Origin of the sequence: Bartonella sp. LB28NMGDW (genome assembly GCF_042194435.1) — a bacterium.
In the GTDB taxonomy this organism is placed as follows: Bacteria; Pseudomonadota; Alphaproteobacteria; order Rhizobiales; family Rhizobiaceae; genus Bartonella; species Bartonella grahamii.
Window position 1 is genome coordinate 1 of sequence record NZ_JBHIMX010000002.1, and the last position, 25,067, is coordinate 25,067.

Here is a 25,067-nt window from a genome sequence, read left to right on the forward strand (position 1 = left end):
AATATTCGTGAAAGATGTCCCTACTCCTGCTAATGCATCCGCAACATTATCATAGCTCTTCTCTTCAGAACTACCTTCAGAGTTGACAGTTTGTAGCTTGAAACTTGGAGCACTCCACTCGCCCTTATCATTATAGCCAGCACCTCCACCAAAATACTCCGCAAACATCTTATTCATGGAATAAAGCTGTGAACCATTAACCGCATCACTTGAGTCTACAGTAATGTCTCCATTCGCAAGATACTTAATCTTGCTATTGGTTTTACTATTTTCTTCTCCATGCAAGGCTACAAAGGCTCCCTCTTTCTCACCCCACATCAACGCATTCTGCTTAATGTTTTCAGTAACCGTCGTATTGCTTTGTGTAATCTCTTTATGAATGTTCTTGAAAGAAGTACCTACACCCTCAAAGGCTTCCGCAACACTTGCATAGCTCTGCTCTTCAACATCACTACCATCTTCCTTAACGGTCTTAACCTTAAAAGTGGGAGCAGTCCACTCTCCACTCTCATACTTAGCACCTCCGCCCAAATATTTCGCTGTATGCTCAGCAACTGTAGTAACATTTTTATTGGTGGTAAAAAGCTGTGAGCCATTAACCGCTTCGCTTGAGTCTTCTAAGAGTGATCCAGCACTCACACCAGAAATTTTCCGTTCCTTACCGTCTTTGTTGAGAATACTTACTTCAGTACCGCCTGATGCCTTACCAATAGTGATAGCACCCGATCCCCCCGCACGGAGACTACGCGCTAGAGTTATCTCTTCTTCTTGCTTAACAAGGATACTGTCTCTTACATCGACAATCTCTTTATTCAAAGTGGTGAAAGCACTGTTAACACCTCCAAAAGCATCAGCAACATTGTGATAAGTATTCTTCTCACCTTCTACGCCATCAGCACCAAATTGCGCAACTTTGAAATCAGGCTTTGTCCATTTGCCTTCCTCATACTTGGCATTACCACCAAAATATTCCGCAAGGGCTGTGTTCGTAGAATGGAGCTGTGAACCATTCACCGCATCGGTTGAGCTTTCTGAGAGTTCACCATCCTTAAGAAACGTGATCTTGCTGTTGCCTTTTTTCTCTCCTTCTCCATGCTGCGCACTAAAGGCATTTGAATCTTTGCTCCATGACAACGAATCCTCTGCAACACCTTGTGTCACATCCTTGATCCGCTGATTCACATTCTTGATACTCGTATCAATGCCTTCAAAAGCTGTACCAACATCTTTAAATTCAGCTTCTTCTTCATTACCGTCTTTAGAAATCTTAGATAATTTATAGGTGGGTCCCGTGAAAGCACCATTTGTAAAAGCTGTACCACCACCTAAAAACTTCGCAACATCTCCAGAGAGGGTATGAATTTGTCCACCATTAATGGCATCACGTGAATCCTTGGCAATACTGCCAACAGCTACATTATGAAGAGCAACGGCTTTTGCTTCCTTACCTTTCCCTAACGTCACACTTTCATAATTAATGGTGTTTTCTTTATCTGTATTTTTATCATAATGAACAACTGCTGATTCATCAGACTGAAGATTATCAGAAAGGTCTTTTAAACCCTTATCAAGTTGGCCTTTATTAACCGCTTCATTGTCATTGGCCGCTTCCTTCACACCGGAAATAACACGATCAGCACCACTCTTATTTGCAATATTGATTGTAGCGCCTTCCGTCTCCGCACCAATCTTGATAGTCTTGCTGTCCGTATCCTGTTTAACTAGGCTATCACCTACAACCTTGTTAATCTCTTTGTTAATATTCGTGAAAGATGTCCCTACTCCTGCTAACGCATCCGCAACATTATCATACTTCTTCTCTTCAACTGTAACACCATCATCTTTGACAGCTTTAACCGTGAAACTTGGAGCGGTCCATTCACCATTCTCATACTTAGCATCACCACCAAAATATTTCGCTGTATGTTCAGCAACCTTAGTAACAGTTTCATTGGTGGTAAAAAGCTGTGAGCCATTAACCGCATCACTTGAGTCTGCAGTAATGTCTCCATTCGCAAGATACTTAATCTTGCTATTGGTTTTACTATTTTCTTCTCCATGCAAGGCTACAAAGGCACTATCTGCTTCGCTCCAATTCAAAGAATCTTTTTTCGCATTAGTAATCTGATTGATAATCTCTTTTTTTGCATTTGTGATAGAAGTACCTACACCCTCAAAGGCAGAAGCTACATCAGTATAGCTTTTATCTTCTGCAGTGCCATCTTCCTTAACGGTCTTAACCTTGAAAGTGGGATCTGTCCATTCACCATCCTTATACTTAGCATCACCACCAAAATATTTCGCTGTATGCTCAGCAACCTTAGTAACATTTTCATTGGTGGTAAAAAGCTGTGAGCCATTAACCGCATCTGTCGAGGTTCCTGAAAGTGATCCATCACTCACACCGGCGATTGTCCGTTCCTTACCGTCTTTGTTGAGAATACTTACTTCAGTACCGCCTGTTTCCTTAGCAATGGTGATAGCACCCGATCCCCCCGCACGGAGACTACGCGCTAATGTCATCTCTTCTTCTTGCTTAACAAGGATACTGTCTCTTACATCGACAATCTCTTCATTCAAAGTGGTGAAAGCACTGTTAACACCTCCAAAAGCATCAGCAACATTGTGATAAGTATTCTTCTCACCTTCTACGCCATCAGCACCAAATTGCGCAACTTTGAAATCAGGCTTTGTCCATTTGCCTTCCTCATACTTGGCATTACCACCAAAATATTCCGCAAGGGCTGTGTTCGTAGAATGGAGCTGTGAACCATTCACCGCATCGGTTGAGCTTTCTGAGAGTTCACCATCCTTAAGAAACGTGATCTTGCTGTTGCCTTTTTTCTCTCCTTCTCCATGCTGCGCAGTAAAGGCATTTTCATCTTTGCTCCACGACAACGAATCCTTTGCAACACCTTGAGAAAATTCCTTAATACGAGCGTTCACATTCTTGATATTGTCATCAAGTCCTTTAAAGGCAGAACCAACATCGGTATGCGGTTTATCTGTTACTTCACCTTTTTCATCAATATTCGATAATTTATACTCCGGTACTTTAAAGTTTTTGCCATCAAAGGATACATCTCCACCTAAAATTTTTGATAAATCCTCAGTGATTGTATGAAGCTGATCACCATTAATCGCATCACTCGAAGCTGATATTATAGAACCACCGGCAACACCTGTTATTTTTTTACCTGCAGCATCAATACCATCCGCTATTACTTTGGGGCCATTTTCAATGGTTAAGCCCGTTTTATCTAAAGTGATGTCTTTTAATTTTACGCTGTTTAATGTGACATCTTGTGCCAAATCAAATGTTATTTTTTTATCGTTACTGTCTCTTTTATCACTATTTTTAATCTCAAAGTTTTCGCTTCCAGAGACCAAATTTAATATATCGCCCGGCTGAAAGCCTGAAACAGCCTTATCATTGAGAGAAAGTGTCCACCCTTGTGCTACAAATTCTCTTAATTTTTTCAGCTGCGCAATGTTGACGGCATCAGTGTCATTGGTACCAGCAGCAACACCTGTGAGCTGTCGTGTTATCTTATTCGGAGTATCACCAATACTAAAAGAACCTTGAGTGCTCTTCCATATCTCACCATCGTCTGTTGACCGGCTACCTATGGAAGGATCATAGCCGACTGTGGACGCTGAGTTACGAGAAACAGATTTATAACCCACAGCAACACCACCCTCAGGAAGTACTTGTACATTTGAACCTAATGCCATACTATTTTTAGCTGTTGCAGCTGAAAGTCCACCTAATGCAATACTATTTTCACCAGATGCATTTGCAAAACCACCTAATGCAATACTATTTTCACCAGATACATTTGCAGAGCCACCTAATGCAATACCATGGTCGGCAGTTGAACTTGAAAGCTTACCTATAGCAATACTTTCTTGCCCACCTTCTCCCGCACTGGCAGCAATTGTAATGCTCTCCGATTTGGCATGCCATTTAAAGACACTATCATCGGCAGCTTTTTTAATCTCATTGTGAAGATTTACATAAGACTTACCCACGCCTTCAAGGGCTTTTGCTACATTTGGAAAACTTTCTTCTTCAATCTCATTCGTCTCAGGATTGAAAGTTTTAATTTTGAAATTTGGATTATCCCATTGACCATTCGTAAATTTTACACCACCGCCTAAATATCCAGCTATATGGGTAGCTACAACATTCAACTGACTACCATTTATCGCCTCTTGTGAATCTGCACTAAGATCACCAGATGTAACACCCGTTACCTTTTTATTTCCAGCATCAATACCACCGGTGGTCATTTTCGGACCATCAGTAATTACTAAGCCAGTGGCATCGAAGGTATTTGTACCTGCTTTTAAGCTTGTTAACGTAATGTCTTGAGCCAGATCAAATTTTACTTTACTGTCATCTTCGCCCTTTGTAATATTTAGGTTGCTACTTCCAGCAGAAAAATCTACCGCGCTATCCATAAGAACAGTTGTAGCATTTTTATCTCCAACAGAGAATTTCCAACCGTTTTGTCTTACAACTTGTTCTAAGTCCTGCAACTGTCTAAGGTTCACTGCGTCTGAATCTTCACTACCAGCCGCTACGCCTGTAATTTGTCTGGTTATACCCTTACTATAATCACCAACACTAACTGAGCCCCGCGTACTTTTCCATTGTGTCTCGATGTTTGTTGCAGGACCCTGCAACAAAGGAGTGTAGCCAAACTCACCAGCAGCCCTATCGGATATAGAATCGCTTCCTAGAGCAACACCTTTCGCAACCGTCACATTAGAGCTAGCGCCTATAGCAATTCCCTGCAGCGCCTGCTCCTGTGCATATGCATTGTACCCCATAGCAATCGCTTCATTTGCATAACTATGTGCTTTACTACCGAAGGCTATTGAAAAATCACCTAATGAAACTGTTCTCTCTTTTTCATCATAACTATCGGTTAGAGAAGAACCTATTGCAATGCTATTTTTAGTATTTCTACTACTACCGGCTAAAGCAGTTAAGCCGATTGCAATCCCTTGGTCAGCCTTCGTCTGCGCTACCTGCCCGTAAACAATAGCATCATGAGATTCTCCCTGAGCTCGTTCACCATGGACAAGAGGATTACCCAAATTCGCATCCCTAGTTATCTGATCTCCCTTTACAACTCTTGGAGTTAAAGCTGCTCTTGTGATTTTTTTACTTCCAACATTCATATCAATTGAACGTATCGAATCGCTGGTTTCTGCCAAAACATTCACTATAGGACTATAATCGCTTACACCAGTAAGAGTTTTGGTTAAAAAAATTTCCTGTGATGAACTAGAAGAATCAAGATCATTCGAAAAAACAGGGGAAATACTGGCTAAAAGTGCCGCTATCGAAGTCAAGGATAGGACTTTAATAAAAGGAAAACGAGAAAATTTTAAATCGCTCCCTGCTAATTTTGTATATAATTTTTTCATAATGAACTCCCCAATGAAAGAAATAACTATAAACACAAAAAAGACACATTTAAACGCTATGAGGTTCCCTAAAATTTGTTTTTCTAAATGTATTCAAAAATTTAGTACCTGACTGAAAAGATAGAGAAGTTGTGTTTTTAGGTTTTATGGTTAATGTGTTTTGCTCTTTTACATTTCCTAAGAAAGTAAAATTTTTTTTGTGGTGATTGTTTTTTTTTAACTTCTAAGCTTATTGGTTGTTTTTTGCAAGGGGTAGAATTAATTTAGTGTATTTTTTTATAACTTCTTCCAGTAAAGTTGAAATACATTTGAATGTGTACTTTTATCTTAGTAGAAAACTTTGTAATAGATTTGTAGTAGAGCGAAAGTTTTTTTCTATCTGTAAAGCGCTACAGATTTTTCAGATTTAAAAATTAAAGAAAAATAATGAACTTATATTTATGAAAAAACTCATTATATTATTTTGAAATAAGAAGTTCATTTTGTTAAAAGGGTAGGTTTTTTCTATTTTTAAAACCTGTGTTTACCATTATAGCGCTTATCAACTTATATATTTTTTTACATACGTAAAAACAATTCACCCCTGCTTCATGAGACAGGGGTGAAAAGGAATTTTTATGTATTTTGTTTATTATCAGTTCAATGTCATATTGAATCCCGCACCTACACCCCAGTGACCTCCAGAAGTTGTTGCGGATATGTTAGAGCGGTATTTTCCATTTTCTGAGGTGTAACCTGCACCAAAGGCAAATGCAGACTGACTACGCCATAAACCAGTACCAAATCCAACGCTTAATTTTCCAGGTGTATCATTGTAGCGTAAGTTAGACACCGCAAGACCAATAGCCGCTGCTTGTCTTGCCTCTTTTTTCACACTCTCAATACTGTAGTTTAAAACGTTAAACTTCATATCTGTATATTGTTTAGACTGATCAACAGCATCATCAATCGCATCAATCACAATATTATTAACTCGTTGATCTGTGTAGTGCTTGGATTCATCAAGAATAATCTTCATCTGTTCTTTAGTATAGTCATGGAGTTGACCACCATTTACAGCTTCTTTTGATCCCTTCTCAATTTTACCATCAGCTACATTATCAATCAAAACAGGTTCACTGGCATCACCACCCGCTAATGTGATTTTATTGGTTTTTTTGCCGTTTTCATCTCTGTCATAACGAACAGCGTCCTCAGCAATATCGTTAACTTTGTTTTCAATATTGAAAACCGTTTCACCAATATCCGTAACCGTAGTGGAAATATTGTCGACTCTGTTGGTAAGATGCTTAACATCTTTTTCAACACCCGTGACACGTTCATTGGTTTTCCAAAGTTGTCCACCATTAACCGCATCTTTCGAACCTTCTACAATTTTACCATCAGCTACATTGATAATTTTATTCGGCTTTCCATTGCGACCAGCATCATAGGCTTTTTCTTTATCATTCCACTTTAAAGCATCTGTATCGACCTTGTTGATGACATCATCAATACGGTTATTAATATTTGACATCCCATTATTAATATCACCAAAAGCATCAGCGACATTATGGTGCTCTTTCTCAACAGTCGTACCATCAGCATTGACTTGAACAATCTTAAAAGTAGGATCTGTCCATTTGCCATTCTCATATTTGGCACCGCCACCGAAATAATTAGCAAGCTGGTTACTCATGGAATAAAGCTGGTTACCCGTAATGGCATCCGTTGAATTTTTAGCAATTTCACCATCCAAAAGATACTTCAATTTGCTCTTTGTTTTCTGCCCATCTTTTTCATGACGTGCCACGAATGCTTCTTCACCATCATCCCACAGTAAAGCATCTTTTGAGAAATCTTCAATTTTCTGATTAAACTCATTGGATACATTTGTTAAGCGCTTATTTACATCTTGAACATTATTATCAAGACCTGTTAAAGCTGAACCAACGTCATAAAAATTAGCCTGACCTACCTTACCATCCACAATAGCCGATAAAGTATATTTCAGCCCTTTAAAAGCACCGTCAATAAACTTTGCACCACCCCCAAAAAACTTTGCAATCTCTGCTGATATTTTATTAATCTGACTACCGTTGATTGCATCATGAGAATCTTGAGAAAGGCTGCCATCTTTTACGTTAAGAAGAGCAACTGGCCCATTACTCTTATTGCCGCCTAAAGTCACACTCCCATAATTAACACTATCATCGCCATTCTTATCGTAGAGAACCGCAGCAGCACTTGCTGTCTCAATATCTTTCGTAATATCCTTTATGCTTTTATCAAGTTGGTCTTTGTTAACAGCTTCATCGCCCTTTTCTGCTGCCTTAACACCAGAAATGGAACGTGCGACCTTACCATATCCTGCAATATTGATCTCAGTACCAGCTGTATCCTTACCAATAGTGATAGAAGCAGAAACTCCGTCTTGCTTAACAAGACTATTTTTTACCACATCGGAAATCTTATTATCAATATTTGTGATAGAAGTATTGACAGCAGTAAATGCATCAAAAACATTATTATATTTTGTATCCTGAATAAGGAAAGATGGCTCTACACCGTTCAGTACATCTGTACTGCCACCAAAATATTTCGATGTATTTTGAGCAACTGTTTTGAGATTATTGGTAACAGTAGTAACATTTGCATTTGTTTTAAAGAGCTGAGACCCATTTACTGCTTGCGTTGATGTTTGAGAAAGTTCTCCATCTTTCACACCGGAAAGTGTTCTTTCTTGATTATCTTTATTTACAAGGCTAATTTCAGTACCACCGGTTGCTTTACCCACAGTAATAAGACCATCTTCTCCTTCCTGTTTTACAAGGCTATTTTCTGTCACATTATTAATCTGATTATAAATATCTGTGATAGAATTATCGACACCCTCAAAAGCATCAGCGACATTATGGTGTTCTTTCTGAGTAATAGTACCATTCGCTTCACGCTGAGAAATTTTGAAAGTAGGCTCTATCCACTCTCCATCCTCATAACTAGCGCCACCGCCAAAATAATTTGCAATCGTATCGCCCATCGCATAAAGTTGGGAACCATTTATTGCATCTGTTGACTCTTCTGAAATATCACCATTCAAAAGGTCAGTAATCTTACTATCTGTTTTACGTCCGTCTTTTCCATGACGTGCAGCAAATGCTTGTTTACCATCATCCCAAAGTAAAGCATCTTGAGAAAACTTATCAAATTTATTGTCTACATATTGTATATGTTTATTGACATTTTTGATATTGACATCAAGTCCTTCAAGAGCCTCACCAACATTGTCAAAAGTCTTCTGAACGACATCACCATCTGTAGAAACTGTAGATAAGTTATATCTTGGACCTGAAAAAACCCCGTTATTAAATTCTGTACCACCACCAAAAAACTTTGCAATATCTGCTGATATCTTATTAATCTGACTGCCATTTATTGCTTCTGTTGAACTTTCAGAAATCTCTCCATTTTTCACACCCGCAATGATCCGCACTCCATCAGTGCCTGTGATATCAATTTTCATACCGCCTTTTTCTTTACCAATGGTAATAAGCTTCCGATCTTCATGCCATTTAACAAGGTTATTATCTACTATTTGATCTTTTATTTCATTCAGCTGTGAAACATTTACGGCATCATTCTCTTCAGTACCCTTTTGTACTCCTGTAATTTTTTTATTAGCAGCAAAAATACCACCTTTCGTCATATTTGGACCATCCTTGATTATGAACCCAGCGTGACTCATGCGGCTATCCCCAGTTTCTACACGACCAACTTTAATATATTCACTTAAATCAAACTTGACTTCATTGTTATCGCCTTTGGTAATTTTTATATTTGTATTCTCACTCTCATTATTATCATCGTCTTTCTGCTTAGCTGCAACAAAATTTACTGTACTCCCAGCTTTAACGTCTGTAGCATTGTTACCATCAACAGAAAGTTTCCAGCCTGTTGCCATCCCTGCTGTAAAGTCTTTTAACTGCTTATAATTTACAGCATCGGTATCGTTTTCCCCTGCCGCTACTCCTTTAATCATTTTACCACCAGCATGAATGCCCTTAACAGTTATGCTCGGCCCATCACCATCAATAAATCCGAAGCCAGCAGCACTCATAATGCTTTCTCCTGCTGTGACACTCATTACCTCAATATCATCAGCTAGATCAAATGTGACATCGTGATCGTCGTCTTTTTCAATCTTAATATTCTTTCTATTTTCATCTCCAGCTGCTTGGAAATTTACTGTGCCATTTGGTCCAATAGCTGTAGCATCTCCACCATTAACAGAAAGCTGCCAACTCGTTTTGGTCGCATTTTCTATAGCTTTCAGCTGTTTATAATTCACTGCATCGGTATCTTTAGTACCTGCTTCTACTCCTGTAATCTGTTTATTGCCAGCATCAATACCATTCTGAGACATGCTAGGGCCATTCTTAATCACAAAGCCATCATCACTCATCGTGCTCTTGCCTGTAGTGACGCTTGTAAGTTTCAGAGTATCACTCAAAGTAAATTCAATTTTATGCTTATTATCTGCAGTGTTTTTTGCAATCGTTAAATTGTCTTTTCCTTCATCGTTTTTACTTTTCACTGAAAAATCCACGATATTGCCTGAATTTACATCTGTAGCATCTTTATCGTTAGCAGAAATTTGCCAACTTCCTCCTCCTTCTCCCACGATACTTCTCAGAGCTTTTAACTGTGCTACATTAACTGCATCAGTATCTTCTTTACCAGCAGCCACACCAGTAATTTGCCGTGTTAAATTACCTTTGCCATCATTACCCTCAGCCCCTACTTCACCAATACTAAAAGCACCTGCTGTACTTTTCCATGCAAGACCGCTCTTTTGGTTCGAGACTGTACCTGTTGCAGGATCATAAGCCTCGACACCTTTTGCTCTTCTAGAAACAGAGCCACCCCCTATAGCAACACCATCAGTCTGAAAGACCTGCGCGTTTACACCAATAGCAACCGCATCATCCTTCTCAGTGTAAGCATGGGTACCTATAGAAATCGAATTTTCACCTTTTGCTGTTACTTTTCTATTAGGATTAACCTCTTCAGTTCTGTCAGAGCGCCTCCCCCCTATTGCAATAGAACCTGGACCTAAAGCTTCAGCATCTAAACCTATAGCAATCGCATAATTCTCTGCAGCCTTTACTTTAGTTCCTAAAGCAATACTATTTTCACCTAATGCAGTTGCAAGCCCTCCAATAGCAACTGCAGATTTTCCCGATGCTTCTGAACCAACACCCATAGCAACACTTGCTATACCACCTGCAAGCGCGGAAACACCAAAAGCTTGCGCTCCACCAGCTTTTGCCGTTGCACCTGCACCAAAAACGGTTGAATAATTACCCGTCGCAGCAGACCCACAACCGGTTGCAAAAGAATAAATACCATAAGCCTCAGGCATAGCATTCGCAGTACCAAAAGTCGGTGTCCCCATATAACCTTTAGTGCTATCACTTACTGTTCCATCACCCGTCCAAGTAACCTTTTCAGTGGTCGTGCCATAAGGCTGACGACCCTTAAAAACTTTCTCACCAATAAATCTCTCATATTGTTCTTGTGCGGTTATTCGTTGGCTATCACCAACTCTCTGCTGTTGCTTGCCGCCACGCCCGATAACATTGTCTGCACCACAGAAATCATCATCACCAGATAGAACAACACTGCCATGACTACCATGTGCATAGGAAACACCGGCACCACTTGTACTATTATTATTCCCTCCTACGAAGGCAAAATTGGCAGCAAAAACAGGAGAAACACTCGATAAGAGTGTGGCCATTGCCGCGCTGAGCGAGACAGCTTTAATTAAATTTGGTGTGGAATATTTTTTCCTCATAAGAACCTCCTCCAACAGAGTTCAACATCATCACAACGCGTGAAAACGCACATGGCAAAACCCTTAAGTTTGCGCACTTCAAAAACCAATAAATGAAGACAAAATCCCCCCTCGACACCGCTATTTATTACGGCATCGCCCTAAAATCTTTGCAACAACATCGAATCTAGAAAAGTCCCCAACCCTTTTAGCTAGAGGGATTCAAGCTAAAAAATAAATAAAAACACAAGACTTTGAAAATATAACGTAATCTCCATTCAAAAACACTGCGATTTATCTCTTAACAAAAATAGTTTCACTAAAGAGCAATTCTACTTTTTAGATAAAGCACCTCAGAAGAATGACAAGAGTACAAAAAATAATTTTTATAAATGTACCAAAATACTTCTCAATAAATTAGCTGTTCTTATAAGCGCAAATTTATGATTTTTTTTAACTTATAGCATAATGTAATGGATAACGATTATCATAATGACCTCACTCTTTTCTGCAAGGTAAGCTGTTTCAATATATGATATATATCTTTGAAAGAAATCTTTCTTAATATAATGATGCACGCTCTGTAAAAAGTTTCAACGTACTCATCTCATCATCTTCATAAAAAGACAAAAGTGCACCTATAAATAGTCTTTCCTTCTTCTCTATTATATGTCTGTGACCCTTTTATAGAAACAAAACATCGTCATTGTATTTTCACTGTTGTATAAATTTTTTTGTATTACTAACTGTAATTCTTTTTATAAGAAGTTTTACCTTTATTAGAGCAACACATTAATTTATAACGATAATTTATCATTTTTTCATGTTGAATAAGAGACCAAAAAAGTTTTATTTTTTAAAAAGGCTGTTCGTTTATATCTTATAAATTTTCTAGATGTGCTTTTCAGTTTCGATTTTACGCTTTAAATGTAATTTTAAAAGTGGCAAAGTGGCTTCGACTTCTTCCATATCATTGAGATTTTGAATGAGCTCTTGCAATTTCCCATAAAGCTCTGCTGCTAATTCTGCAACATCTTCAGGAGAAAGTGTTATTTTTGCATCATGATAGGCCGTATAAACCAAATGTCCAAGCTTTTTCATCAGCCCAACAGGAATCGCTTGTGGTTTAAAACCAGCTGCTTTCGCCTTTGCCATATCTGAAAACATCTCACCATTGCCCGTTACAAGCCAATCTAATGAAACACCACAAATTTCTTGATATTTGGAGAGCGCAGAGGCTGTAGGCTCACTTATACCAGTTTCATAAGTTCCTATAGAGCCAGCAGTGATACCAAGATGTTCAGCAAACTGCTTACGCTCTGTAAAACCAAGAGCGTGACGCACCTCACGAAAACGTTTTGCCAACTCAGTTTTAGGTTTTGCTTCCGGACGAGCCAAAAAAACACTCCCAAATCAATATAATTGTTGACTAAATAATTATATTGATTTATATCTATCATTACTGCTCCTTAAGAAGAGCAGTTATCACATACATAACCCCACAAAAATGGATGTTGTAGTATCCGTTTAAGCAGGAGCGAAATTTATGACAATCACACAAAAAATGCAATCGCCGTGGTATTTTACTGAACTGCGCCCCTGTAATATAACCTTGGAAAACTCAAGCCTATCAGAAGCTATTTTCCAGAGTCAAAAACATTTGGACACAGCCTAATGAAAAAGCTAAATGCGCCACTGCCAACTCTATCAGTTTGCACGCCAAGCAAATTCTTGCCAACTACTTTCTCAAAAGTCACAGTCATATTCTTTCAGAAGCAAAAAGCCCAACACAGGTTCTCTCACTCAACAGCCCAGTAAACCTGCTTAAACCTTTTTGCAAAAATCTATAAATACACTTCCCAAAGTTTTTACATTACAACATAAGGTAAAAAGTTTATCAATGTCTAAAAATCAATATAAAATAGGCAAAATAATTGGTATTCTACAAAAAATGAGATCATCACTCGTTATTAAAAAGTTAGACGTTTACAAACCATGTTTGCTTATTTTATATATTAATGGTGCTGATTTAGCTGTACTTGGCAATAGAGATTTCAGGGTGTTTGGTTTATCGTCAGAATGCTCCTCCTCTATGCATATTAAAAGCCTTTTGGCAATGTATTTTAAATGCTATAAGTTCTATAGTAAACACATTACCATCCATATTTACAATTGGGCGCTTCAAAATCTTGAAGTAATAAAGTCTTTAATAGACATTGGTTTAAAAGCGCGTATTTTGCAGAAAATTGACAAAACCATGAGGTTCATATACATGGCAATTCTAAGTGATAATAGTGGAGTGATACTTAAAAAAGCTGCACGGAAACCCGCAACGTTGAGGAATTAAGCATGACCTCTTTATGCGATAAAGAATTATCTGATACACTGGTTGGTCTTTATGACGACTATCAACGCGGTTTCGACATTGGAGAAGAGCTTAAACTGTGCGTGGATTTGGCGTTATCTCTTGAATTGGAACTCAGTATTCACCGTTTAAGTGAAACAGATGCCGTATTAAAAAAAGAGATTGTGCAAACCTTGCATCGTCGTAGAAATACCCATTCCAATGAAGATGAAATTGATACAATTTTTCATATGGATTTTGAAAAACAAAAATAATGCAACACTCTCCCCGTATGATACGATATTACCTCATCGCTTTATTTTCTACTGCGCTTAAACAAAAAAACTTTCAAAAAGATTTAAAGTGTTGCGGTTTCATCTTCTTAACAACAGTGAGATGAATTAAAGAAACGCAGAAATTCTTGTGGGTCGTTATCAAAAAATAGAGAGTATTCTCTAGCATACATCAATGTATGCTTTATTCATTAAGCACCAATTTTTACATTTTCTCAACTCTCCTTTAAAAGCAAAATATGAAATGTGCAGCAGCGTAAATGTTTATAAAATAGCGGTATTACCACACTTATAAATGTAATTTATTGTTTTTCATGTTTATAAAACAGCACTATGAATATTCCAACAAGCGCAAAAATGCTTTGAAAAAAATATATCGATTGAGGTGATATGCTACTGTTATCGCGTGCCATAATGAGATAGACTGCGAGGATCAAGCATCCAGAGATAGCATTAAAACTTGCCTGCAATCTTCCTTGGTATTCAGGATCACAAGAGAGTTGTGATAAAGAAATCGAAAGAGCCCAACTTGAAAGTCCAAATCCAATCATAAAGTAAACAGGAAAAGCAACAAAATTGTGTGTATTAACAGATAGAATAGCGAGACCAATAGCCATAAAAGCTAATAAAATGGCTAATGTTTTCTTTATGGATAAAACTTTACAAAGAAGTGGTGAAAAAAACGCACCTGTCAATACGCCCATAGAATAAAGCACCTCAAATATTGCAAAGGTCCTGCTATCCGCATGTAAAACCTCTTGTATATAAGGAACGACAATAACAGGAATAGTCATCAAAAGAGTCATAATAATCATCTGGCTTATATAAGGTACAAAAAGAGCCGGATTCTGTTTAAAATAATGAAGGGCTGCTGTATAATTTTCCCACCAATTTTGCTGGTTTCGATTTTTAAATCTTCGGTTTTTAGGTACCTTCATTGCAAAATTAAATAAACCAGCAATGATAAAGAATATACCACCTATTAGAAGAGTTCCTTTTGTTCCTGCATAGGACAGTATCAATCCACTTAAGCCCATACCTACGATAGTGCCAAGTTCATAAACCATATCGATGGTCGCATTTGCATTAATGAGCTGTTCTTTCAGCACAATACTTTGAATTAAAGAAATAGCTGATGGCATATAAAAAGGGATAAAAATACCCAAAAGAGCAGATAAGACCATCAATTCAATTTCTATACCAAAATGCCAAAGCATTACCCAGCCAACAATTACCAAACCTCTCACAAGATTTGAAATAATAATCTGCGTTTTACGATTATATTTATCTGCCAATATGCCAAAAATAGGCGCAAAAATAATGCCAGGCATCCAAAGAAAAAGCATCATCAACGCTACACCACGGATTGAGCCCGTCTGATTGTAAGCGAGCCATGACAATGTAATATAATTTAATCCACTTCCAAATGTAGCAAATAAGCCGCTCAAAGTAAAATAGAGAAAAGTTCTATTTTCAAATAAAGCAATGCGTTCCTTCAAATTTGAAGTGAACATAAATTATCCTCTAAAATAAATACCCGTCGATATGCATGATACATCCTGTTTAAAAACATGCATTCTTACAATTTTCATTTTAGATCATTAAATTTAAGAAAGCAAAATTCCTTTTGTGAGACTTTTAAAATCTTTGTGCTGTGGTATGATTAATTCTTCTATGAAAACAAAACATTTATGCACAAAAATACAATAAAATTGATATTTTATGTGCATTTTATTCAGAAGCTACACCTTATATACATATGTGGAACAATTTACGGTATGGAAGCTTCACACACATCATTGTCCTTATTATTCCGTGCACTAAAATATGCTCGAGTATATCCCTCCATGTCGTTATTCTATCACCACACTTCGTCTCTAAAAGAATAAACATACTATTATTCTCACGATAAATATTGATAACTTTTCTACTCCCCTTCTCTAAATCTTTTAAAACAAACCCATTACAGTTAATTTTCCAATTAAAATATATAACGTGATATTTTTCCTGAGCAGTTAAATTATTGCAATCATATCTCTAAAGTTTCAGATTTAGAGTACGAATACATAAAGGAGGATCTATCGTGGATAAATTGATTAATAAATGATTTTATTCATAATCAAAAACAAACCTTATCTATATGATGTCGTATTTGATGATGAATTAAAGAAACAGAAGCAGTTCCATCAATTGTTATAAACCGCTCATCTATTTCTGATAAAACTTTGTATACTTTGTAAACTTTTTCAATAAAAGAGAGTTTTTCTTCGTATTTTAAGTTTAAACCATCCCTTTTCTGCAACCGCTCCAGTATAGTAGTGGGCGGTAAATGAAGATAAAATGTAATATGAGGTCTTGGAATAGATTGATTTAATTTAACTACACTTTCAACAGAAAGCTCTCGAGCATAAAAATAAGCAAGACTAGAATAAACATATCGATCGCTAATTAATAAATTTTGCGATGACGTTAAGGAAGGTTAAATAATTTCAAGCGTATGTTTGCGTCTATCTGTCGCTGCTAAAAGTGCTAAAAGTAACGGATCAATTGCTTTTCCATTATCTAAGTAATCTCTAATTTCTGGATTATTTCTATACCAATAACTGGGTTGAAAAGTTTTCATTATATGTTTTTCTGTTGAGTAATGGCGAGCAATTTCTTTTGTTTGTGTTGTCTTTCCACTCCCTTCAAACCCGCATAAGACAATAAAAGAACCAGAAAATTTCTTTGGAGACCACATGGAATTATAAACTTTTTTATCAAGATACATTTTGTCTATATACTTTCCATAAGTTAAATTGTTTTATGTCTAAAATCTCTTAATGTTTAATAAGGTGTTTTTTTACTCGTCTCTAAACAGAAACACACAATACTCCCGCATTTGTATAACTTATTAACTTTATGATAAATGGCGGTATATAGACTTAGTTTTAAGATGAGGTTATATGTTAGACAGCTTAAAATGAGATTAAGCATTTGTAAAAAAATATATTTTTTGCTCACACTCCATACCCTACCATTTCTTAACGAATTCTAGTAGAGTTTCTGAGGATTACTCCTATAACGTCGTGTAAGTGTATAGAAATGAGTTCGATCTCAGTATATTATTGTCCCTTAAGAGCTGCTACTAGATTGCGCTCCATAGGAAGCTAATGAAATCAATTCTATCTTTTCTCAAACCGCTGCCCACGCCATAAGCATTTGATATCCGATTCCGTTAAAAAGCAGCAGAGCAATTCTCAGAAAACATCGCTGAGATATTGAAATATGTCTTGCAAAAGCGTTTAAATCAAATGTTTCACTATATTTTCAATATATTCATAAACTGAAATTAAGAATATTATAATAAGCCTTCAAACAACAACATCAAAATCAACCGTAACAAAGCCTCCTAAAACTGAACCAATAATACCTTTCTATGAAAAAGACTACCATGTAAAGACTTTAATACAACCGCATACCTTAGCGCTAATGCCATAAATGTTTCTGATAGATAACGAATTTTGTTGTCACAACAACATCTAACAACGGTCAATAACAAAACCTCAACCTTGAGTGTAAACAAAATCAACTTGAAAGCGCAAAATATATCTCTAGGACATAGTTCCTTATTGGCAAGCCACCTGCAGTAAAAATACCAGCCTCTACCCTACTCATTCTCCTGAAAATAAGCTATCACTACCATAAACATCAGCGTTCAATTTTTCCCGATCAAAAAACTTGACATGCCCAGTAATATGTGTGCGTATTCATCATTCGTAAAAATGTGTGCTGATTTATAATACTGCGTGTTTTAAGAGATTCCGAAATGGGGGGGGATGATGTGCACAAACAACTGATGTTTCGGTTTTATGGGCTTGTTGTCCTGCTCTATCTCTCTGATATGGTTTTATTTTTAAGTAATCTTTGGAATGCTTATCGCATAACATCCTCATCGGTTTTCTTGGGCGTAACCATGGCTTTGGGCACCCTTATGCCCTATTTTTTGAAAAAAAGCGGACTTGTGCGCATTAAAGCCTCACTGCGGTTGGTCGATTTATACAAAAGGCGGATCATTATCTATAGCCTTCTTTTATTGATTGCACTTTTCCATTATGCTGATTCCCCCTTTGGTTTTATCGCTGTCTCTATCTCTATCGGCTATCTCTCTTTGATTACCTTAAGCACACTCGAGACTTATAATACTAAACTAGCGCTTAGTGGTTATATTAGCGCCCAAAAGGCTTCCCGCATTATGCAAACAGTGGTGCAAATTGGCGCCTTTTTGGGAGCAGCATTGAGTGGTTATCTCTTAGAAGCAACCAGCCCAAGAGGGGTAGCGGCTGAAATTGGCTATAATGGTTTGATTGTGGCACTTTGTGTGTTTGACATCATTATAAGCCTTATAGCCGGATATATCATCTTTTGCGATGAATATAAGGCTACAGATACCACAGCACCTGCAACCGATAAGAAGACAGCACCTACACCGCAAGCGGATGGACTCTCCCGTGAGCTTAAACTTTTATGCGTCTGCATAGGACTTATTGGCTTTCATATTTGCGCTTATAATACACTGGCAACCATTCTTTTTCAGAGTGTGAAAAATTTTGGCTCTGAATATTATGGGCTTTGCAGTGCGGTCGCGGGCATGGGCGCTTTTTTGGCTGCTTTTATCAAAATCCCTCGCTTTGAATTTATTCTCCCAGCCCTTATGTTGAGCGTGGCTGATCTTATTTTTAGCACCACACAATCGCCCTATTTGGCTGTGGTCTTTTGCTTTTTTATTGGCTTTTCAATGAATACCATGCGAATTAATGCCCGCAAACATACGATTGAAGCGACTAAAACAGAGGCTCAAGCAGAGCTGGTGGGAAGCTATAGCGGCATGCTTTATACTCTCTCCCAATCGGCAGGTTATGTTATCCTTGGTCTTCTTACAAGCTCTACCCTTATGGGTCCTCAAGCAGCTGTTTATCTTCTCCCCCTTATAGGGCTAATAATCTTTATTTATATTCTTTTCCTTTTATTGCAGCGGAACAAAGTATGAGAAAACCTATTCTTATTGTCGACCCTTTCTCCACGGGTGCCCTCTATGCCCCTGCTTTGCAAAAATTAGGCTATACTTGTTATGGTGTTGTCTCTCAACAAGCTCCTTTTTCACACTATATGCTTTCTTATCAGGGAGAGGGCATGGCAGAAGCGAAACTTCATAATGTAGATGAGATAAAGACACGCTTTCCTATCGGCGCGATAGAGACCGTGGTGGCAGGCGCCGAGGTAAGTATTTATTGTGCAGATCAATTGGCGGCTTATTATGGTTGCCTTGGGAACAATCCCTCAACCACCGATTGGCAACGAAAAAAGGCAGCAATGCAAAAGCGCCTTTGTGAAAATGGTTTATCTTACATCCGATCAAAAATTCTTACAAAAGACAATTGTACTCTCGATGGTTTTGAAAGTCCCAGCGGCTATGTGGTAAAGCCGAATGATTCTGCTGGAAGCGATGGCGTTTTGTTTTTCTCCAGCTGTGAAGAAGTGGCGGCATGGTCCTCTAGAATCGACTGGACGCAAAAAAATATTTTTGGTGCACCTAACGAGACTTATTTACTCCAAGAAAGATTGGAGGGAGAGGAATACATCGTCGACGCCGTTGTAAATGGAGAGGCTATAAAGATATGTGCTTTATCGCGGTATAAAAAAGGTATTCATAATGAAAGTGCCTTTGTTTATGAATCGCTTGATGTACTTGATGCTCAAGATCCCTCTTATGCCCCTCTTATCTCTTATGCAAAACAATGCATTCGCGCGCTGGGGATTGAATATGGGCCCGCGCATATGGAAATCATGCAAACAGCTCGTGGTCCAGTGATGATCGAAGTAGGAGCCCGCCTCCACGGAGGAATTGCACCCACTTTATTCGCGCATTGCTATGAAGATGATTTACTTGAAAGCTCCGTTAACCTTATTGCAGGCGTGTTTTCGCAAACACCAAGTCGCTTTAAGAAAAAAGGGCGTATTATCTTTCTTATCAACGAGATCGACGGTCATATTATAAAAGATGTTAACGTATGGCAGCAAAAGCTTCATTCTTGGGAAAATGTGGTTCATTTTATGCTCTTTTTTAAAGAAAACGAGCCCCTACCCCTAACCATCGATTTAAATACCTGCCCAGCTATTATAGCAATTTGGGGACACAGTGATGATGAATTATCAGCTTTGGAGAGAATCATTCGTAGCAATTTCTTATAAAATACAACAATTGGGAGGAAAACATGGATTCAGCAGCGCAAATAATTGAAAATATAGATAAATATGAAAAATGGAAGCAGGTCGTTTTTAAAGAATTCGATGCAACCATGAATAACACAATTAGACCTTTTCCTGCCTATTCGGTGTAAATGGATACTCAAAAAATATGCTTAGATTTGGGTTCTACAATAAGTTGACCGCAAAAAATATGATGGAAGACCTGATAACTTATTTCGATAACTATAAAAATTTTTGAAGAACACATCTTTTGTTGCATTCGAGAAGCCTGCCCTCGTACAAAGTATCAAAGTTTATAGAGAAAAATTCTGGTCTATACTTAAAGATTTGCGAACTCTTGATGACCAAGAATGGCCTAAGCATATACCAAAAAATATGGATAATCCTCTATGGGAGTTCTGCTTTCATGGCGAGCCCATGTTTATAGTTTGCAATACCCCGTCTTATATAAACAGAATTAAGTAAGTTCTATATTTATGTTAACTTTCCAGCCTAGGTGGGTTTTTCCTGATCTGCTGGATACAGAACAAAAAGCAAAAAATGCATTCTCCGCTGTAACAAAAAGACTTGAACCTTTTGATATTATAACAAAATCTCCTTTTTTAGGAAAATATGGCGAACCCCAAAATAGAGAATGGACGCAATATTTCTTGCAAGATAATAATATTGAATCCCCACCTTGCCCATATCATATAATGGAGCACGATAATGACTAAATTTTCTAAAATTAAATTAAATAAAAATATCTATGATATATTCAAAATGATGCTTCCAGAGCAAGGATCAATAGAGGTACAAAGAGACTTTCCAAAAAAAATACACGATTGGCATATTCACCAGGTCGATGAAACTCTCTTAATTATAGAAGGAGGGTTAGATTTTTTCTATAGCGAAAAACGTATAACCTGTACACCAGGAGATATTATACATCTACCTGCCAATACAAGGCACAAATCAATTGCAGCAGATGTAGGATGCATATATGCAATTGCTACAGAAAATCTCACTATTGGAGATATTGGAGATAGGTAACTGCTCGCTCTTTAATGGATTCTTTCTCATATAGGATTTTATTCTTTTACTCCTACTTCTACGCCCCTAGATTCTGCGGAAAATAAGGCTCTGAAGTTTACGGCCCCTACCCCAAACCAACGTAAAAACTTTTCAGAAACCGCATTTTACAGCACAAAATAGAACGTTATTCTTTAGGAAAAAAATGGATCAAGCTTAACCGGTTAAACAACAAGAAAATAATTTTGTTTACAGCTTTATTATCAAGCATTCACGGATGGATTCTGGTATTATCTCTATCTGGAACTCCCTACAAGCATGAAGCAGAAAAGCTATCAAGCATATTTAGTATACCTAATGACAACTGTTATTACCATGCGTGATGGCTCTAAAATGTAGATGGATTTGAACTTTTAAATAATTTTTTTAACTCTTGCATCACTTTATTTTCCTACTTCTTAAATAATATTCAATAACTTAAGTAAAATAAATATTTTGGTTTTGGTGTGTTGTTAATCTAAAGCATCTGAAGAGAATATATTAAAGAGTTAAAGTATTTATATGTCGAAATTGAAGCTGACCTATTTTACCAAAAAAAGAACTATGATGACATAGGTGAATTTAGCTATTAATCTTTTGTTGCAAACAAGTAGAAAAAAATACTGAATATAGAAAAAATTGCATAAGAACCTTTAACAAAAAGGATTAAAATTTATAGAGAGTTACAAGGTATAAAATAAAATTTGTTCTATCTGCGCTGCAATTTTTTCTGGTTAATTTATTCTACCGATATCATTAAGGCTTTCTTCTAATGACATTGTCTATCATTAGAGGGAGATATGTGATTGTTTTTCGAATTGTGACAGCACACAAATTTCGTGATTTATGTTGCCCATTAGAAAATGTTGGTTCGTTGAGTAAGTTAAAAAAAATACATAGAATTCCGTATAATGAAGTGTGTATGTATTAAACTTCTCAGAATGATCGTGTTAATAGCAATGTTTAGGGGTGCCTTTTTTGGAAAGATTGTACAGCAATTACGAGTATCTCTAGGAAGAAAAGCGCTGACTTTTAGAACAGAGAGAAACATTGATCATAACAGTTTATTAGGCTAAACGCAGAATATTTATCCTAATAATTGATAATCGAATTGTAACAGAATAGACTTTTGATCATCATAAAGAAAAAGGTAGAAAGCGTATTTCTTTTAGTTAAGGAAGAGTGTTGCTCATTTTTCTTTCTAAAAGTAAGCAAATTCAAAGATAATTTTTTGTTCTTATAGTGGTGATACAATAATTGTCGAAGTCCGTGAAGGGGAGATTCCAATACATTGACACAAAGTTTAAAAAAGTTGAAATACTTAAAAAATCTTTAGTTCCTATGATGATTTAAGAATACCAGATTAGGATCCGAGCAATTCAAGAACTAAAAACTTTGTGATAATATTGATTTAGAATTACATCTTGTTCATTCAGACGAGATGAGCCAATTATTATATATCATAGAACCATATGGGTGGGGAATTTTAAAAAAGCTTATCCAGAATCTGACTTAAAGGTTATTGGAACTTTAGTAGTAAGATTGGCTTTGTCTCATGTTGCTCAAAAATAGCAAACACTCTTGTTTTGTCTAGACTAAATTTAGAAGATCTGCTCACTGAAGTTTTTATAATATTATGAAATGATAAAAATTTTAATATTTCTTCTTGTCCCGTACATGAAACAGATGCTATTTGTATTTGTTATCCTTTGCACCATTGTTCGAAATATATTTTAGATGGTTGTCATTTGAAATATGTCTTGGAAAATTATTTGGCAAGAGAGCGTACTTATATGTATTGGAAAGTAATTTCCTATTATTTGTCTCAATCTATGGGCGCAACGTTGCCAAGTATAGAATCCATACGGACAGATGACTTGCAAAAAATAAGTGCCTATAACGCATTTGAACTAAAATTTTGTGAAAAACTGGAATTTAGTACCGAACCATATTCGATAATGGAAAAAATCATAAAATGGCTTGAGTCTCTATTTAAGAGGGGGAAGGCTATTGCGTAATTCTGTTTTTCTTATGATTTTGATTGGTTGTTTGACGAGTTTTTGTGCTAGTGGTGTATTATCTATTGGCCTTTCTTTGTTACAATTCCAAGATACAACGGGAGAAGCATCTGCTACTTTAAATGTTGTTAATTTAATCGCAATTGGAATTGCTGGCTTATGTTTGGGGAATGTGTTGGCGCACTATCAAGGCTTTATAATTGGGTTTTATAGTCAAATTATTTGCGCTTGTTTATTATCGTTCTTATTATTTATGAACAATCCGGTACTTATTTTATTTGTATTTTTTTTACTTGCTCTCTTGATGGGGGCAGATAACCCAAATAACAATAGTGCCTTGAATCAGCTGGTTCCAGCTCCCAAACAAAAAGCTGGAATTTTTGCATTTTATACTAGTTGCTGTCAGTTTTTTGTTATTATATCCCCATTGCTTATATATTTTATAATTGCGCATTTGGGGCACAAAACAGCCATAGCCTTTATTGTGTTTATTTATCTTTTGAATGCCAGCCTATGGTTTCGTATAAAGTCTATACAACAAATAAACAGAGTAAAAAAGCTATTAAAAAAGCCATATCAAAAAGCTTATGGAGTTGGTTTTAGGTGCCTTTGGCGGGTTTCTGCGTTGCGTTTTTTAACGATTAATCGTATTTTGAATAATTTTCTCTATACGGGGCCTATTGTTCTATTGCCACTTGTTCTTGCATCTATAACATCAGATAATATAAAATTCACAGCTATTCAAAATTCTATTTTTGCTTTGTCAGCACTGGGTTTTGTAGTCAATGGTCTTATCTCATCCTATTATTTACGGAAATTTCCATCTTTAATTCGTTTTTTTGTATGGGGAACACCGGCTTTTGCAGTGATCGCAATCTCTTTTGTTTTATATTTAAATTTTACTCAATATTCCCTTTATATTATGGGTTTTTTATTAGGTATTGGGCAATTTTATTTTAGGGTATCGGGAATAACAATTGGACAAGCTATCACACCTAGTGAAAATTTAGCCGAGGTGATTTTGGCAGGCGATGCCAGTGTGCGCATCATAACGGCTTTATTCTCTATTGTGCTTTTATATGCAGAAAAATTTTTTTCATTTTCTATATTATATGTCCTGTGTATATTTATAGGTTTTTGCGCCCCTTTATTTATTGTACACGGACTATCTATTTACATACAAAGCTTAGAAATAAAAGAAAGCGCCGCATGAATGATCTTCAATTATTATATTACGTCAGCCTTTTTTTGATTATTGTATAGATAAAGATTTCGTACAAATATTCATGACATTAATTTTAAATGAGCACATTGCGTGAGAAAAGCTGAGGTGTTCGTTACCTCTCATGTGGATAAAACGCATTTATCCCGTTACAAATAGCACTATAATCGCCATTAATTCTGAAGCTTTATAAGAAGTTAGTGATAATGGCAAAAATCCTTTAATGATATTTGAAGAGATCGTTTATGCTAGATCAGGTTATCTAAAGATCGAGAAGAGAGGAACTTAGAAATTATAAAATTCATGGAAATTAAACAGCAATCTCTAGGTATACACAATGACAGACACAGATCAGCGCAAACTGGTCAATTGCAAACAGTAAAAAATCCTGAGCTTTTTAAGCTATATCATATCAAGCATATGAAAGTTCGTTTTAAATTAATGGCGGAGAGAGAGGGATTCGAACCCTCGATATGGTTTCCCATATACACGCGTTCCAGGCGTGCGCCTTCAACCACTCGGCCACCTCTCCAGAAGTCTCGCACTATACCCAGAAAGAAATAACGTGCAAGCCTAAATTATACATTCAAAGTTCAAAAAACAAATTCATTTATTAAAGTAAGAGCTTATATCTGTT

At 36.8% G+C, this 25,067-nt stretch carries 12 protein-coding genes, 1 tRNA gene and 2 pseudogenes; 9 read left to right on the forward strand and 6 right to left on the reverse strand.

Annotated features, from left to right (window positions below; all coding sequences use genetic code 11):
- The 3 genes and pseudogenes from ACFIKG_RS01470 to ACFIKG_RS01480 form a co-directional block, all read right to left on the reverse strand.
- Positions 1-5,439 (reverse strand): annotated as a pseudogene (locus tag ACFIKG_RS01470) (hypothetical protein); the annotation flags it as partial.
- A gap of 634 nt (positions 5,440-6,073) precedes the next feature.
- Positions 6,074-11,275, reverse strand: a complete 5,202-nt coding sequence (locus ACFIKG_RS01475) for a Vomp family autotransporter (RefSeq protein WP_375651620.1) — start codon at positions 11,273-11,275, stop codon at positions 6,074-6,076.
- Between the two features lie 870 nt (positions 11,276-12,145).
- Positions 12,146-12,652, reverse strand: a complete 507-nt coding sequence (locus ACFIKG_RS01480; protein ID WP_375651621.1) for a helix-turn-helix domain-containing protein — start codon at positions 12,650-12,652, stop codon at positions 12,146-12,148.
- Between the two features lie 502 nt (positions 12,653-13,154).
- Here ACFIKG_RS01480 and ACFIKG_RS01485 point away from each other — a divergent pair.
- A complete protein-coding gene (locus ACFIKG_RS01485; RefSeq protein WP_375627405.1) occupies positions 13,155-13,601 on the forward strand; it encodes a hypothetical protein in 447 nt (148 codons plus the stop codon).
- A 2-nt stretch (positions 13,602-13,603) separates the two neighbouring features.
- Positions 13,604-13,873, forward strand: a complete 270-nt coding sequence (locus ACFIKG_RS01490) for a hypothetical protein (protein WP_012754562.1) — start codon at positions 13,604-13,606, stop codon at positions 13,871-13,873.
- A gap of 320 nt (positions 13,874-14,193) precedes the next feature.
- On the opposite strand, the gene ACFIKG_RS01495 is transcribed toward ACFIKG_RS01490, so the two are convergent.
- Entirely contained in the window at positions 14,194-15,405 is a 1,212-nt protein-coding gene (locus tag ACFIKG_RS01495; RefSeq protein ID WP_375651622.1) for an MFS transporter, read from the reverse strand.
- A gap of 605 nt (positions 15,406-16,010) precedes the next feature.
- Positions 16,011-16,661: pseudogene (gene tmk, locus ACFIKG_RS01500) on the reverse strand (dTMP kinase).
- A 1,038-nt stretch (positions 16,662-17,699) separates the two neighbouring features.
- Here tmk and ACFIKG_RS01505 point away from each other — a divergent pair.
- The 7 genes from ACFIKG_RS01505 to ACFIKG_RS01535 all read left to right on the forward strand — a co-directional run bounded on the left by ACFIKG_RS01505 (position 17,700) and on the right by ACFIKG_RS01535 (position 24,421).
- Positions 17,700-18,920 (forward strand): MFS transporter, encoded by a 1,221-nt coding sequence (locus tag ACFIKG_RS01505; RefSeq protein WP_375651623.1) that lies wholly within the window; start codon positions 17,700-17,702, stop codon positions 18,918-18,920.
- Positions 18,917-20,122 (forward strand): ATP-grasp domain-containing protein, encoded by a 1,206-nt coding sequence (locus ACFIKG_RS01510; protein WP_375651624.1) that lies wholly within the window; start codon positions 18,917-18,919, stop codon positions 20,120-20,122. The genes ACFIKG_RS01505 and ACFIKG_RS01510 overlap by 4 nt, the downstream gene beginning before the upstream one ends.
- Positions 20,123-20,145: 23 nt before the next feature.
- Entirely contained in the window at positions 20,146-20,271 is a 126-nt protein-coding gene (locus ACFIKG_RS01515; protein ID WP_375627401.1) for a hypothetical protein, read from the forward strand.
- Between the two features lie 103 nt (positions 20,272-20,374).
- Positions 20,375-20,605 carry a YqcI/YcgG family protein gene (locus ACFIKG_RS01520; protein WP_375627400.1) on the forward strand — a complete coding sequence of 77 codons (231 nt, stop codon included), beginning with the start codon at positions 20,375-20,377 and terminating at the stop codon, positions 20,603-20,605.
- 11 nt (positions 20,606-20,616) lie between these two features.
- Positions 20,617-20,856 (forward strand): YqcI/YcgG family protein, encoded by a 240-nt coding sequence (locus ACFIKG_RS01525; protein WP_375651625.1) that lies wholly within the window; start codon positions 20,617-20,619, stop codon positions 20,854-20,856.
- Entirely contained in the window at positions 20,849-21,172 is a 324-nt protein-coding gene (locus ACFIKG_RS01530; protein ID WP_375651626.1) for a cupin domain-containing protein, read from the forward strand. The genes ACFIKG_RS01525 and ACFIKG_RS01530 overlap by 8 nt, the downstream gene beginning before the upstream one ends.
- 2,049 nt (positions 21,173-23,221) lie before the next feature.
- Complete coding sequence (locus ACFIKG_RS01535) at positions 23,222-24,421, forward strand: MFS transporter (RefSeq protein ID WP_375651627.1); 1,200 nt, start codon at positions 23,222-23,224, stop codon at positions 24,419-24,421.
- Between the two features lie 451 nt (positions 24,422-24,872).
- On the opposite strand, the gene ACFIKG_RS01540 is transcribed toward ACFIKG_RS01535, so the two are convergent.
- Positions 24,873-24,962 (reverse strand) — tRNA-Ser (locus ACFIKG_RS01540).
- Positions 24,963-25,067 lie beyond the last annotated feature (105 nt).